We start from the raw sequence: 13,775 nt of genomic DNA, 5'->3' as shown, positions 1-13,775 counted from the left end.
AGCGAGACCCCGGCGAGTGGATGACGCAAAAGGGATTGACTGAGCAAGGCCCGTTACAGAAGGGTGGGCAAAGGAGCGCAGCGACGTGCCCACCATCAGGCACTCCGCTCGCAATGGTGGGCACGCTTCGCTTTGCCCACCCTACGACGGCTGATGCAGTCCCGCGAAATCGTCGCGCTCGATCTTGCGGATGCTCTTCACATCGAGCAGATGCGCGCCGAAGCCGCCGCGGGCGACCGTCTTTGCCAGTTTCGGCGAGACCAGAGTGAGGCCGGCCGTCATCGTCAGCGGCACGGCGCTGAGCCAGTCGAGCCGCACCGGCGTCAATTCCTCGGTGCTGGCGTTGTAGGGCCCCGAGGTCTTCAACAGATCGCCGCACTCGACCAGAATGTCGCGCCTGGTGCCGCCGCGGGAGGCGTGGCCGAGCAGCGCCTGCATCGCCAAATGCGTCCGCACGCCGGCGCGACTCTCAGGCAAGGGTTGTGGCGTCTCGCCGAGCGATACGCGCAGCAGCAAATCGACCAGGTCGGTGCCGGCGCGGAAGGCATTGAGCGGCTCGACCAAACGCGGATTGCAGTCGATCAATAGCGGCACGGCGCTGTCGATCGGCGCGACATAATCGACTGACAGCGCGCCGTGCCAGGCCAGCGTTGCTCCGATCGCTTCCAGATAGGCGCGCACCTGCGGACGGCTGACGCTTTCCTTGATCGCCTCACCGCCGCCGACACCGGGCGCAATCTGCCGATAGGCGTGGAAGCCGACCAGCTTCCCAAAGCAAAACACCGACTGCGCCTTCTCCGTCGTGCCGGTGACGAGATCCTGCATCAGAACCTCATCGACAAAGGCGTCGCTGGCGCCGAGCTCGTACAGCGCGATGTTGAAATCGGCTTCGTCGCGCACGAACCAGATGCCGCGACTCGCGGTGCCGACCGAGGTCTTGATCACGGAAGGAAAGCGGATGGCGTCGCGCAGCTCGCTCTCCGACGTCACGATCCGAGTCGGCGGCTGCGGCAGGCCCAATTGGCCAAGCAGACGGCTGAAGCCGGCCTTGCCGTGCACCATCCGGTAGCTGCCAAACCGCGGCAGCGCCAAGCCGACGCGGCCCTTCAGACGCGCCTCGGCGCGCGCGAACAGAAAGCCCTGCTCATGGGTCGGCAGCAGCACATCGAACGGCGCCTCCAGCAGCCGCTCGATGAAGCCGAGGAATCCCTCGGGATCGTGGCGCAACCCCGGGCAGCGATGGAATTTGCGCACGAAGCGCGAATAGCGCGACAGGCACCAGGGCGAGGGATCGCAGACTTCGACATGGTGCCCGGCAAGGCCGAGGATCGTGATCGCCTCGCGCGCCGAGGTGCTCGCCCCCTCGGGGATCAGGACGCGCAGCTTTGTTGCCGGATCGGTCATGCCAGATCATTGCTGCAATGCGAGTTGCTTGTCTTGCCGCTTTAATGCCGCATGTCGCTCGGTCGCGGTTCGCCGGGGCAGCCATGCAGCGGCCTTCATGGACAAATAACTCGCGATGGATATTTTCGTGGCAGCCCCGCCGGGCGTCACATTTAGGGGCTTCTCACTGATATGGCTGATGTTCTCGCCGCACCGCAGCAATTGAAGACCGACAGCGCGGTGCGCACGCTGACGGGGATTTCGATCGCGCATTGGGTCAGCCATTTCCATATGTTCGTGCTGCCGATGCTGTTCCCGTTCCTGAAGGACCGGCTCGGCGTCGGATATATCGAGCTCGGCTTCGCGCTGACCGTATTCGCGCTGGTCTCCGGCCTGACGCAGGCGCCGATCGGCTATCTCGCTGACCATATCGGCGCGCGAAAAATCCTCCTGATCGGGCTCTGCCTGGGCGGCTTTGCCCTGATCGGGCTCGGTGCGCATTTGAGCTATCCCGCGCTGATCGCAAGCGCGATCGCGCTCGGGCTCGCCAACAGCGTCTATCACCCGGCCAACTACGCGATCCTGTCGGCGCATATGGACGAGGCGCGGATGGGCCGGGCGTTCTCGGTCCATACCTTTGCCGGCTTCCTCGGCGGCGCGGTGGCGCCGGCGATCATGGCGGCGCTGGTCGCGGCAATCGGCGGGCTCGGCGCGCTGATGGTGGCCGGCGCCGTCGGCCCGCTGGTGGCGCTATTGCTCGTCATCATGGGCATCCCCGACGCGGGCGCCGCGAAGGACAGGCCCGAGGGCAGTGAGAAGGTGAAAACCAGCGTGATGACGCCGGCGATCATGGTGCTGACCGTGTTCTTCACGCTGCTCAGCCTGTCGAGCGCGGGGATCAATAATTTCGGCGTGGTGGCGCTGATGGGCGGCTATGGCGTGTCGTTCTCGTCGGCCAATATCGCGCTGACCGCGTTCCTCGGCGCCAGCGCGGCGGGCGTGCTCGCCGGAGGCTATCTCGCCGACCGCACCCACCGTCATAGCCACGTGGCGGCGGCCTGCTTTGTGGTCAATGCCGCGATCGTGCTGCTGATAGCGCTGGTCAACCCGCCATCGGCAGTGCTGACCGCAGCGCTCGGCCTGGCCGGCTTCCTCGGCGGCGTGATCACGCCCTCGCGGGACATGCTGGTGCGCAACGCGGCGCCTCCGGGCGCGGCCGGCCGCGCCTTCGGCATCGTCTCCACCGGTTTCAACTTCGGCGGCATCGCAAGCCCGCTGCTGTTCGGCTGGATCATGGACCACAACCTGCCGCATTGGGTGTTCGGCGCGTCCGCCGCGTTCATGGTGGCGACGGTGCTGCTCGCCCTCGTCACCGACCGCAAGCCGCAGGGATCGGAAGCGCGCGCCGCGGCCTGACGACCTATTTTTCAGGTGTCCTCGCGAGCGATTGCTTCCAGACGATCCGCGCAATCGTTCAGGCCGACATAACAGGCGATACCGAGATAGATGGTCTGAAGCGCGCGAACGCTCCGGTCTCGACGTGTCGGCACGCGCGTGGCGCCGATAGCGTGATCGCCGGCCTCGGCTGGCTGCATGGAAAGCGCGCGCTCGTTGGCTATGGTGGTCGCGGTCACGAGAGATCTCCGCAGTGATCCAGGGGACTCTGCGGTGCGCCTGTTACGGTCCGATCACTGCCTCGAACTAAATGCTTACGGCTGTAACCGATCGCGATAATCTGACAGGGAGACGAGCCAACGCGGCTTGATGCGATCCTGAGCTGGCAACAGAAGAGGAGACATCTCAATGCAGGAGTACGATCTTTACATTAATCCGCAGAAGCCGACGTTAGGCCTCTATGTGCGCAAAGGGGCCGGTCTTCCTGACCTGGCCGATCCCAAGCAATGGGCATTTGACGGCACGGCGGCACAAGCCGAATTGCCGCCGGACCTTGTGAAAAAGATCGAAGCCAACGGTCACGCTTTCCGCGACATGGACTAGGCTTTGACGTCGCCGCATATTTCCAGGTTGCGGCGCCATAGCGCATTGCAGAGCCCCACCACTGCCGGTTGACAGCTTCGGAGGGCGATCCATGATGCGCGGCAACAACAACAAATCGGGATGAAGCGCCATGACCTCAGCGCCTGACATCGTGATCCGCGGCGGCACCATTGCGGACGGCAGCGGCGGGGACCTCTATGAAGCCGATGTGGCGATCGCGGACGGCAAGATCATCGCTGTCGGCAAGGTTCCAGGCAAAGGCACGGAGGAGATCGACGCCCGCGGCAAGCTGGTGGCGCCAGGCTTCGTCGATGTTCACACCCACTATGATGGCCAGGTGACCTGGAGCCAGGACATCACGCCCTCCTCGCAGAACGGCGTCACCACGGCGATCATGGGCAATTGCGGCGTCGGCTTTGCGCCGTGCCGGCCCAGCGACCACACCAGACTGATCCAGCTCATGGAAGGCGTCGAGGACATTCCCGAGCCGGTCCTGAGCGCCGGCATTCCCTGGGAATGGGAGAGCTTTCCCGACTACATGAACTGGCTGTCGAAGCGCAGCTTCGACGTCGACATCGGCGCGCAACTGCCGCATGCGGCGCTGCGTGTCTATGTGATGGGCGAACGCGGCGCGCGGCGCGATCCTTCCACGGTGGAGGATAACAGGCAGATGGCGGCGCTGGCGGGCGATGCGGTACGCGCCGGCGCACTCGGCTTCTCCACCTCGCGCACCCTCAACCACCGCACCTCGACCGGCGACTTCACGCCGACCTTGAAGGCGGGCGAGGACGAATTGACCGCGATCGCCGGCGCGATGCATGGCGTCGGCCGCAGCGTGCTGCAATTCGTGCTCGATCTCTCCACCGTCCACGAAGACCTGCCGATGATGCTGCGGGTGGCGGAGAACACGAAATGCCCGATCTCGTTCTCGATCACCCAGAACGACAAGTCGCCGCGGCGCTGGCGCCAGACGCTCGACACCATCAACGAGGCAAGCCGCCGCGGCCTCTCGATCACCGCGCAGATCGCCGCGCGTCCGGTCGGGCTGATGCTCGGGCTTGAATTGTCGCGCAACCCGTTCCAGACCCATGCGAGCTACAAGGCGATCGCGCACCTGCCGCTCAAGGAGCGAGTGGCGCGGTTGCGCCAACCTGAAGTGCGCGCCGCGATCCTCGCCGAGAATGCCAGCGACACCGACGATCCGCTGTTCTTCCGGCCGAACTACGACAAGATGTATCTGCTCGGAAATCCGCCCGACTACGAGCAGCCGCCGGAGAACACGCTGGGCGCGCAAGCGCGCCGGCTCGGCAGACGCCCGGAAGAACTCGCCTATGACGCGATGCTGACCGACGAGGGCCGCGGCATGCTCTACGTGCCGTTCCTCAACTATTCCGACGGCAATCTCGACGCGACGCGCGAGATGCTGCTGGACCCGAATTCGGTGCCCGGCCTCTCCGATGGCGGTGCGCATTGCGGCATCATCTGCGATGCCTCTTTCCCGACTTATCTGCTGACGCACTGGACCCGCGACCGCACCCGCGGCGAGAAGCTCTCGATCCCCTTCGTGATCGCGGTACAATCACGCAAGACCGCGCTCTCGGTCGGCCTCGCCGATCGCGGCCTGATCGCGCCCGGCTACAAAGCCGACGTCAACGTGATCGATTACGACCGGCTGCATCTGCATCCGCCAAAGGTCCATTACGATCTCCCCGTCGGCGGCCGCCGATTGTTGCAGCAGGTCGACGGCTATGACGCGACGATCGTCTCGGGCGTAGTGACGCAGCGCGGCGGCGCGGCCACCGGCGCAAGGCCAGGCCGGCTTATTCGCGGTACGCAGGCGATGCATTAGGCGCGTAGCGGCGTAGAGTGGGCAAGGAGCGCAGCGACGTGTCCACCATCACGCGCTGTGCTCGCGATGGTGGGCACGCTTTCGCTGTTCGAGCTACGGCGGACAAGTCGCTTTGCCCACCCTGCAAGGACGAAATGTTGCTTACCCGATCAGGCACACTGCCGCAGAACTTTGGCAGCGCCGATTATGGTTGGCTCATGAGGGTCTTCGACGTGCGGGCGGCGCGGCCGGCCGTAGCTCCATGTTGGATATACCTGCCGCGACGTTCAGGCCGGTCTGGGCCTCGACCGACACCGGCTGCAAGCTGACCGTGCGGTCTGAGCCTCCGACCAGGACATTGGCCCCCAGTCCGACGCCAATCGTACCGTCGACGGTGGCGCCACCATAGCTTCCTGCCAGCGCTCCGCGGCGCAGCGTGGTCGGCGCAAAAACGGCCCACGCGAGTTGACCGCCGGACGTTGCACCGATGTCCAGCCCAAACGTGCTGATAGTGCCCTGATAGGCGTCACGCGTCCTGCCTCGTGCAGATGCATAGATGCAGCTCAGTTGCTGCTGTCCCCCGATAACCATGCCGACGCTAGGGGCGATATTGCAGGAAAGCGTTCCGACCCTCACTCGCCCCGGCTGCTGAGCCGTAGCCGGAACGGCTGCCAACCCCAGTGCCAAGGCTCCCCCGATTGCAAGGCCATTCAGCGTTCTGAATATCACTTTCTTGTTCACTGCGACACTCCATCTGACATTTCAACGCTCGCTTGTAACTCGGGGAAACCTCGGCAGACATCCACAATCGGGTGATGATGCTGACTTTGCCTTCGCTGTTCGAGTTACGGCGGACAAGTCGCTTTGCCTGCCCCACGAAAACGGCGCGAAGAAAGCGCGAGAACGGCGCTGCGCGCTCCCGCCTCTCCCCTTGTGGGAGAGGCCGTATCGCATGCAGCGAAGCGGAATGCGATGCGGGTGAGGGGTGCGGCCTATCGAGGGACCACGACTCGTGGAGGCATACCCCTCACCCGGATTTCCCGCTTACGCGCGAAATCCGGCCTCTCCCACAAGGGGAGAGGCAGTTCGAGTGTGCGGACGCTGTGTTAGCCTCACTACACCGAAACTATGTCGGCGATACCGCGCTCTTCAATTCGCTTGATGGCACCACTTCGCCGCGCAGCCTTGCGCGTTCGGTGTTGGGCCAGAGCAAGAGCAGGCCGAGCAATCCGGATGTGATCATGATCGCGGCGTTGATGGTGAAGCCGGTCATGTAGCCGTCGAACAGATTCCCCGCGTGCTGGATCACGCTGCCCATGACCGCCGGCGCCACGATGCCGGCAAGCGTGTAGAGCGCGCCATAGATCGAGATCACGGCGCCGCGCTGCGACACCGGGGTGAACTCGCCGATCATCGGCGCACAGACCACATAGATCGACCCGCAGAGGCCGGAGCCGAAGACGAGCAGCGCGATCGTCATTCCGCCCGGCGCGACGTGGGGCATGATGGCCATGATGATGCCGCCGACGATCAGCGGCACCGAGCCGAGCACGCCGCGCGCGCCGCGGGTGGTGAAACCGCGCGCCAGCAACGACTGCGAAACCCAGCCCGTGAGCATGACGACGACGGCGCCGAACACCCATGGCAGGATCGAAACGAAGCCGGCCTGATGCTGCGAATAGCCTAGTCCCTTGACGATGAAGGGCGTGAACCAGGTGAGCCCAAGCGATAGCGCCCAGTACGCGCCGAAGGTGGCGGCAACGCAGCCGACGAAGGTCCGCGAGGTGAGAAGCCGCGAATAGGGAATGCGCTGCTCGCTGGCCGCCGTCGCCGCGCTCTCCACCAGCGGGCCTTCCTTGCCGAGGATCGCCCACGCCACCACCCACATCAGCCCAACGATCCCGAGGGCGCCGAACGCATAGTGCCAGTCGTGATTGACGATGATCCAGTTCAGCGCCGGGACCGCCAGGATCACGCCGAACGCCGAGCCCTGCGACAGGATCGCAATCGGCAAGGTTCGCTTCTCGTCGGGGAACCATTTGAAGATGGCATGCGCCGCCACCGACGCCGCAGGCCCCTCACCCGCACCGAGGATGATGCGGCAGATCAGAAGCGTGGCGAAGCCGACGGTGCCGACCATCGGGAACTGCGCCAGCGCCCAGATCAGCGCCAGCACCAGCAGCACCCAGCGGGTCTCGACGCGGTTGACGATGAAGCCGACCACGATGGCCGAGATCGAGAACAGGAAGAAGAAGGAGGAGCCGAGCAGGCCGAACTGCTCCGGATCGAGTTTCAGTTCAGTCATGATCGGAACGCCGGCGAGGCCGACCACGATCTTATCCGCGAAGTTCACCAGCATGAACAGGAACAGGAGGAAGGTGATCTTCCAGGCGCCTTTCGGCGTCGGCTGTGCGGTCATGCTTGGTTCTCCCCGCGGTTTTCTCGCTTGCTCGGCTCGGTTGTTCGGCTCTGTCGGCCAGGTTGTGCCCGATGCTAGCCTTGGGTTTCCTGACAAGGCAACCGTGGATTTTGACCTGCCGGCCCTGCCGTGGCATCGACAGCGCATGCCAAGTGGAAATCGTCCCGTGCTCGAGGTCACCGGCCTGAGGAAAAGCTATCGTTCGGCCGGCGAGGACATCGCGGTGCTGCGCGGCGTCAACCTTGCGGTTGCCGCGGGCGAAAGCGTGGCGCTGACCGGCGAATCCGGCAGCGGCAAGAGCACGCTGTTGCACCTGATCGCCGGGCTCGATGCCGCCGATGGCGGCGAGATCGTTCTCGACGGCGTCAGCCTTTCCAACCTCGGCGAGGCCGGCCGTGCTGCACTGCGTCGCGACCGGCTGGGATTGGTGTTCCAGCAATTCAACCTGATCCCGAGCCTGATGGTTTCGGACAATCTTACCTTTCAGTCGCGGATCGCCGGACGGCATGATCCGAAATGGCACGACGAACTGGTGCAGCGGCTTGGACTGGCGGAGCTCTTGAAGCGATATCCGGAGCAATTGTCCGGCGGCCAGCAGCAGCGCGTCGCGATCGGCCGCGCGCTGGCGCCCAAGCCGCTGCTGCTGCTCGCAGACGAGCCGACCGGCAATCTCGACGAAGAGACCGCCGACGAGGTGCTGGCGCTGGCGCGCGATCTGGTGGCGCGGACCGGGTGCGGCTTCCTGATGGTGACACATAGCGCGCGGCTCGCAGCATTGCTCGACCGCCAGGTCAATTTGCATGCGGGGGTGATCGCATGAGCCGGGCGCTGTGGACGCTGGCAGTTCTGCTCAGCCATTGGCGTCGGCATCCGATGCAGCTTGCGACGCTGCTGATCGGATTGATCTCCGCGACCGCGCTGTGGAGCGGCGTGCAGGCGCTGAACCAGCAGGCGCGCAACGCCTATGATCGGGCGGCGGCGACCTTCGGCGGCACCCGCACCGCGATGCTCGTCAGTCGCGACAGCACCAGTTTTCCGCAACACCTCTTCGTCGATCTGCGCCGCGCCGGCTGGCCGGTCTCGCCCGTGGTCGAGGGGCGCCTGCAGATCGGCGGACGATCGTTCCGGCTGCTCGGCATCGAGCCGGTGACGCTGCCGGGCGAAGTCAGCACTGCGCCCGTGATCGGCCGGACCGATCTGCAGTCCTTTGTCACGCCGCCCGGTGAAATGCTGGTGGCGCCGGAGACGCTGGCAGACCTTGGCCTCAAAGAGGGCGAGCGGCCATCGTCGAATGGCGGCGTGCTGCTGCCGCCACCCCGCGTGCAGGCGCAGCTCGTGCCCGGCGTGCTCGTTGTCGACATCGGGATCGCGCAGCAGATCCTGAAGATGCCGGATCAAATCTCGCGCGTGTTGATCGGCAAATCCAGCGCCAGGCGCGCGCCGCTCGAAAGCATCGCAGGCGACCGGCTGCGCCTGGTCGAGCCCAACGCGGAAACCGATCTCGAGCGCCTCACCGACAGCTTCCATCTCAACCTGACCGCGTTCGGGCTGTTGTCGTTCTTCGTTGGCCTCTTCATCGTCAACTCCGCGATCGGGCTTGCCTTCGAGCAGCGGCTGCCGATGCTGCGCACCTTGCGCGCCTGCGGCGTGTCGGCGCGGATGCTGAACAGCGTGCTGGTAGCCGAGCTGGTATCGCTCGCGCTGGTCGCGGGCCTGGTGGGACTGATGTGCGGCTATGTCATCGCCGCGGCGCTGCTACCCGACGTCGCGGCCTCGTTGCGCGGGCTGTATGGCGCGCAGATTCCGGGACAACTGACATTGAAGGGCGAGTGGTGGCTCGCCGGCATCGCGATCAGCATCCTCGGCGCGCTGGCGGCCGCCGCCGCGAGCCTTGCCAAGGCGATCCGCATGCCGGTGCTATCATCGGCGCAGCCGCAGGCCTGGCAGCAGGCGCAGCGGCGCTGGCTGGTGTTTCAGAGCGCTGCCGCGCTTGCCGCCTTTGCCGTGGCCGGCGGCTTTCTCTGGTTCGGCGATTCCCTGCTCTCGGGCTTTGCCGTGCTCGCCGCGCTGATGCTCGGTGCCGCGCTGATCCTGCCGATGATTCTGGAGATCGCACTTGCGCTCGGCCAACGCAGCGCCGGGCGGCCGGTCAGTATCTGGTTCTGGGCCGACAGCCGCCAGCAGCTCTCGGGATTGTCACTGGCGCTGATGGCGCTGTTGCTAGCGCTCGCAGTCAATGTCGGCGTCGGCACCATGGTGGAGAGTTTCAGCCGCACTTTCCTGGTCTGGCTCGACGGACGGCTCGCTGCCGATGTCTATGTCAACGCGGCCAGTGATGCGCAGGCAAGTGAGATCAAGACCTGGATGCGCCAGCGGAGCGAGGTGCAGGCGATCCTGCCCGGTGGCCGCGCGGATGCGCAGCTTGCAGGCATGCCGATCGAGGTGCTCGGCCTGCCCGATCAGGCCACCTTTCGCGACAACTGGCCGCTGCTGGAGTCGCGATCGGATGGATGGGACCGCCTGCGCGCCGGCGACACCTGCTTTGCCAGCGAGCAATTGTCGCGGCGGCTGAAGCTTGCGATCGGCGACCGGATCGAGGTGCCCGCGCCCGGCGGCAACTGGCCGCTCGAGATCGTCGGCATCTATGCCGACTACGGCAATCCCAAGGGCCAGGTGGCGGTGAACTTTGCCGCGCTGACGCGGCACTTTCCGGAAGTGCCGCAGACACGGTTCGGCCTCCGCGTCCCACCGCCCGCCGTGCCCGCGCTGATTGCCGAGCTGCAGCAGAAGTTCGGCCTCGATGACCGCAGCGTCGCTGATCAGACGACGGTGAAGGCGGAGTCGAAACGCATCTTCAACCGCACCTTCTCGGTTACGTCAGCACTGAACACCTTCACGCTCGGCGTCGCCGGCGTCGCGCTGCTCACGAGCCTCCTGACGCTGGCGAATTCCCGCCTGCCGCAACTTGCGCCGCTGTGGGCGATCGGGCTGACGCGCCAGCGGCTCGCGAGGATCGAACTATTGAAGACGATGGCGGTGGCGCTGATCACGTCACTGTTCGCGCTGCCGCTCGGCCTTCTGGTGGCGTGGTGCCTGCTCGCGGTCGTGAATGTGAAAGCTTTCGGCTGGCGGTTGCCGTTCCAGGTGTTCCCGTTGCAACTGGTGGAACTGCTCGGCGTTGCCCTGGCGGCGGCGCTGTTGGCTGCGCTATTGCCTGTCATCCGGCTGGCGCGGATGCAGCCGGCGAGCCTGATACGGATCTTTGTCAATGAACGCTAACCCGATCTCGCGCCGCGCGTTCATGGGCGGCGCGCTTGCAGTTGGCGTCGTAAGCCAGGCGCATGCGCAAGGCTTCGCCGGGCTTGGTGAGACCGCCGACGGGTTTGCGCCTGTCACGCCTGGCAAGCGTTTCGTCTTTCCGCTCGATCACGGCCCGCATCCGGAATTCCGCATCGAATGGTGGTATGTGACCGCGAACCTCGTTGATCCGGCTGGCACGGCCCATGGCGTGCAATGGACGCTGTTCCGGCAGGCGATGCGCGCCGGCGCGCAGCTTGAAGGCTGGGCCAACCAGCAAATCTGGATGGGACACGCCGCGGTCACCCGCGCCGACACCCATCGCTATGCCGAGACATTTGCGCGCGGCGGCGTCGGGCAGGCCGGCGTCGAGACGAGTCCGTTTGTCGGCTGGATCGATGCCTGGGAGATGCGTGGGCTCGACGGCTTCAATGCGGACAAAGTGGCGCCGCTGAAACTCAGCGCGACGGGCGCGGATTTCAGTTACGAGCTCCGGCTCGATGCGGAGCGGGCGCTGGTGCTGCAGGGCGACCGCGGCTACAGCATGAAGTCCGATCGCGGACAGGCGTCCTATTACTACAGCCAGCCCTTCTTCAAGGCGGCCGGCCGCATCGTCGTCGACAACAAGCCTGTCGACGTCACCGGGCAGGCCTGGATGGACCGCGAATGGAGCAGCCAGCCGCTCGCGTCCGACCAGACCGGCTGGGACTGGTTCTCGCTGCATCTGCCCAACGACGAAAAGCTGATGCTCTACCGGCTGCGCCAGAAGGACGGCAAGAGCAACCTGTTCGGCAACTGGATCGAGCCGGACGGCAGATCAAGCGAGATCGCTGCAAGCGATAACAGCATCACGCCCACCGCCTTCACCGAGATCGGCGGCCGCAAGGTGCCGACGTCATGGCGTATCGAAATCCCTGCGCGCGGGGTCAAGATCGAAACCAGGCCGCTCAACGCGCGAAGCTGGATGGGAACGGGCTTTTCCTACTGGGAGGGCCCGATCAGCTTTGCCGGCAGCCATGCCGGCGTCGGCTATCTCGAACTGACCGGCTATTGAGCGGCGACTTCAAGGGAGGCTCTCCATGTATCACGACACGGCGATCGTCACCTGCCTTGCGATCGCGTTCTATTTCTTCACCTCGGCGACTGTTGCGCGGGCGCGTTACACATTCGCCGTCAAGCTGCCGGCGATCTCGGGGGATCCAGATTTCGAGCGCATCTTCCGGGTGCAGATGAACACGCTGGAATGGATGCCGATCTTCCTGCCCTCGCTGTGGCTGTTTGCGATCTATATCAGCGACGCGATCGCAGCCGCGCTCGGCGTGGTCTGGATCATCGGCCGCATCGTCTATTTCATCGGCTATCGCCAAGCCGTCGAAAAGCGCGGCCCCGGCTTCGGCATCCAGGCGCTGGTGTGCATCGTGCTGTGGGGTGGCGCGTTGGGGGCCGCGACGTGGAAGGTGATTTCCTGAGAGGGTTATTTGAGATTGACGGCCCTTCAAACTCCCATGTCGTCCCGGGCTTGACCCGGGACCTATAACCCCAAGCGCTCGTGGTGTGCTCCGCCGCAACCGCTTGCGCGCACCACAACGACCGACTGTGGTTATGGATCCCCGCTTTCGCGGGGATGACGACCGAGTGGTTGCTAAAGCATCACTTCGTCAGCGGGCAGCCGCTTTCCTTGGCGGTGAAGAAGGCCTTGTCGCCGGGCACCACGGCGAGCTGCTTGTAATAGTCCCACGGCTTCTTCGATTCCGAGGGCTTCTTGACCTCGAACAGGTAGAGGTCGTGCACCATGCGGCCGTTCTCCTGCACCTTGCCCTTCGCGAAGGCGTCGTCGACCGGCAGCTCCTTCAGCTTTTTCGCCACCGCATCGCTGTCCTTGGTTCCGGCGGCCTTCACGGCCTTCAGATAGGACAGCGTCGCCGAATAGGTGCCGGCGTGGATCATGCTCGGCATGTGGCCGGTGCGCTTGATGAAGCGTTCGCTGAAGGCGCGCGAGGCGTCGTCGTGGTCCCAGTAAAACCCTTCGGTGAGCACAAGACCCTGCGCGGCTTCCAGCCCGAGACCGTGGACCTCGGACAGCGTCATCAGCAGGCCAGCAAGCTTCTGCCCGCTCTTGACGATGCCGAACTCGGCCGCCTGCTTGATCGAGTTGGTGGTGTCGAGGCCGGCATTGGCAAGGCCGACGATCTTCGCCTTCGAGCTCTGCGCCTGCAGCAGGAAGGACGAGAAATCCGACGAGTTCAGGGGCACGCGCACCGAGCCCAGCACCTTGCCGCCCTTTTCCTTGACGATGTCGCTGGTGTCCTTTTCCAGCGCGTAGCCGAAGGCGTAGTCGGCGGTCAGGAAAAACCAGGTATCGCCGCCCGCCTGCACCAGCGCGCCGCCGGTGCCCACCGCCAGGGCGCGGGTGTCATAGGCCCAGTGGAAACCGTAGGGCGTGCAGGCATCGCCTGTGATGCGGGAGGTCGCCGCGCCAACGACGATGTCGATCTTCTTCTTCTCGTTGGAGAGTTCCTGGACCGCGAGCGCCACCGAAGAGGTGGTCAGCTCGGTGATCATGTCGACGCCTTCGGTATCGTACCAGCGCCGCGCGATCGCAGAGGCGAGATCGGGCTTGTTCTGGTGATCGGCGGTGACGAGCTCGATCTTGTGCCCCAGCACCTCGCCGCCGAAATCTTCGATCGCCATCCTGGCGGCCTCGAGCGAATACTTGCCGCCGTAATCGGCATAGACGCCGGACTGGTCGTTCAGGATGCCGATCTTGACGCCCTGGGCAAAACTCGGAGTTGACAGCAAAAGGCCGCCAAGGGCGACGGCGGCGAGCAATCCCGATTTCATAAATGATCT

12 protein-coding genes are annotated in these 13,775 nt (G+C 65.0%); 7 read left to right on the top strand and 5 right to left on the bottom strand.

Going from position 1 to position 13,775, the window contains the following annotated elements:
* Nucleotides 1–141: 141 nt before the first annotated feature.
* A complete protein-coding gene (locus ACZXDY_RS36385; RefSeq protein ID WP_464348851.1) occupies nucleotides 142–1,404 on the bottom strand; it encodes a hypothetical protein in 1,263 nt (420 codons plus the stop codon).
* Nucleotides 1,405–1,575: 171 nt separating this feature from the next.
* On the opposite strand from ACZXDY_RS36385, the gene ACZXDY_RS36380 reads away from it, so the two are divergent.
* Nucleotides 1,576–2,799: an MFS transporter gene (locus ACZXDY_RS36380; protein WP_464348850.1), complete on the top strand. Its 1,224-nt coding sequence runs from the start codon at nucleotides 1,576–1,578 to the stop codon at nucleotides 2,797–2,799.
* A gap of 11 nt (nucleotides 2,800–2,810) precedes the next feature.
* On the opposite strand, the gene ACZXDY_RS36375 is transcribed toward ACZXDY_RS36380, so the two are convergent.
* The gene (locus ACZXDY_RS36375) at nucleotides 2,811–3,017 is read right to left on the bottom strand and encodes a hypothetical protein (protein WP_028167237.1); all 207 of its coding nucleotides are present in this window, start codon (nucleotides 3,015–3,017) and stop codon (nucleotides 2,811–2,813) included.
* Nucleotides 3,018–3,186: 169 nt separating this feature from the next.
* On the opposite strand from ACZXDY_RS36375, the gene ACZXDY_RS36370 reads away from it, so the two are divergent.
* The gene (locus tag ACZXDY_RS36370; RefSeq protein WP_464348849.1) at nucleotides 3,187–3,381 is read left to right on the top strand and encodes a hypothetical protein; all 195 of its coding nucleotides are present in this window, start codon (nucleotides 3,187–3,189) and stop codon (nucleotides 3,379–3,381) included.
* Between the two features lie 130 nt (nucleotides 3,382–3,511).
* Nucleotides 3,512–5,230, top strand: a complete 1,719-nt coding sequence (locus tag ACZXDY_RS36365; RefSeq protein WP_464348848.1) for an N-acyl-D-amino-acid deacylase family protein — start codon at nucleotides 3,512–3,514, stop codon at nucleotides 5,228–5,230.
* Nucleotides 5,231–5,425: 195 nt separating this feature from the next.
* Here ACZXDY_RS36365 and ACZXDY_RS36360 read toward each other — a convergent pair whose 3' ends face one another.
* Together ACZXDY_RS36360 and ACZXDY_RS36355 are read right to left on the bottom strand one after the other, a co-directional pair.
* Entirely contained in the window at nucleotides 5,426–5,938 is a 513-nt protein-coding gene (locus ACZXDY_RS36360; protein ID WP_464348853.1) for a DUF992 domain-containing protein, read from the bottom strand.
* A gap of 397 nt (nucleotides 5,939–6,335) precedes the next feature.
* Nucleotides 6,336–7,628, bottom strand: a complete 1,293-nt coding sequence (locus tag ACZXDY_RS36355; RefSeq protein ID WP_208827674.1) for an MFS transporter — start codon at nucleotides 7,626–7,628, stop codon at nucleotides 6,336–6,338.
* A 145-nt stretch (nucleotides 7,629–7,773) separates the two neighbouring features.
* Here ACZXDY_RS36355 and ACZXDY_RS36350 point away from each other — a divergent pair, with 145 nt between their 5' ends.
* From ACZXDY_RS36350 to ACZXDY_RS36335, 4 genes are read left to right on the top strand one after another with little or no spacing between them, the layout of a single operon-like run.
* Nucleotides 7,774–8,448 (top strand): ABC transporter ATP-binding protein, encoded by a 675-nt coding sequence (locus ACZXDY_RS36350; RefSeq protein WP_464348847.1) that lies wholly within the window; start codon nucleotides 7,774–7,776, stop codon nucleotides 8,446–8,448.
* Nucleotides 8,445–10,907 (top strand): ABC transporter permease, encoded by a 2,463-nt coding sequence (locus ACZXDY_RS36345; protein WP_464348846.1) that lies wholly within the window; start codon nucleotides 8,445–8,447, stop codon nucleotides 10,905–10,907. The genes ACZXDY_RS36350 and ACZXDY_RS36345 overlap by 4 nt, the downstream gene beginning before the upstream one ends.
* Nucleotides 10,897–11,979, top strand: coding sequence for a lipocalin-like domain-containing protein (locus ACZXDY_RS36340; RefSeq protein ID WP_464348845.1), 1,083 nt, complete (start codon nucleotides 10,897–10,899; stop codon nucleotides 11,977–11,979). The genes ACZXDY_RS36345 and ACZXDY_RS36340 overlap by 11 nt, the downstream gene beginning before the upstream one ends.
* A 25-nt stretch (nucleotides 11,980–12,004) precedes the next feature.
* Entirely contained in the window at nucleotides 12,005–12,394 is a 390-nt protein-coding gene (locus ACZXDY_RS36335; protein WP_028167245.1) for an MAPEG family protein, read from the top strand.
* 181 nt (nucleotides 12,395–12,575) lie between these two features.
* Here the strand turns inward: ACZXDY_RS36335 and ACZXDY_RS36330 are convergent, their stop codons facing one another.
* Nucleotides 12,576–13,766 (bottom strand): ABC transporter substrate-binding protein, encoded by a 1,191-nt coding sequence (locus tag ACZXDY_RS36330; protein WP_464348844.1) that lies wholly within the window; start codon nucleotides 13,764–13,766, stop codon nucleotides 12,576–12,578.
* Nucleotides 13,767–13,775 lie beyond the last annotated feature (9 nt).

It is taken from the genome of Bradyrhizobium sp. LeoB3, from assembly GCF_055456055.1.
The sequence above is the reverse complement of the archived record's forward strand: the minus strand, read 5'-3'. Positions and strand labels throughout refer to the sequence as shown.

Coding starts and splice junctions, on each gene's coding strand:
- ACZXDY_RS36365 (WP_464348848.1), top strand. CDS start 3,512: ATGACCTCAGCGCCTGACATCGTGATCCGCGGCGGCACCATTGCGGAC.
- ACZXDY_RS36340 (WP_464348845.1), top strand. CDS start 10,897: ATGAACGCTAACCCGATCTCGCGCCGCGCGTTCATGGGCGGCGCGCTT.
- ACZXDY_RS36380 (WP_464348850.1), top strand. CDS start 1,576: ATGGCTGATGTTCTCGCCGCACCGCAGCAATTGAAGACCGACAGCGCG.
- ACZXDY_RS36355 (WP_208827674.1), bottom strand. CDS start 7,628: ATGACCGCACAGCCGACGCCGAAAGGCGCCTGGAAGATCACCTTCCTC.
- ACZXDY_RS36385 (WP_464348851.1), bottom strand. CDS start 1,404: ATGACCGATCCGGCAACAAAGCTGCGCGTCCTGATCCCCGAGGGGGCG.
- ACZXDY_RS36330 (WP_464348844.1), bottom strand. CDS start 13,766: ATGAAATCGGGATTGCTCGCCGCCGTCGCCCTTGGCGGCCTTTTGCTG.
- ACZXDY_RS36350 (WP_464348847.1), top strand. CDS start 7,774: ATGCCAAGTGGAAATCGTCCCGTGCTCGAGGTCACCGGCCTGAGGAAA.
- ACZXDY_RS36345 (WP_464348846.1), top strand. CDS start 8,445: ATGAGCCGGGCGCTGTGGACGCTGGCAGTTCTGCTCAGCCATTGGCGT.
- ACZXDY_RS36335 (WP_028167245.1), top strand. CDS start 12,005: ATGTATCACGACACGGCGATCGTCACCTGCCTTGCGATCGCGTTCTAT.
- ACZXDY_RS36370 (WP_464348849.1), top strand. CDS start 3,187: ATGCAGGAGTACGATCTTTACATTAATCCGCAGAAGCCGACGTTAGGC.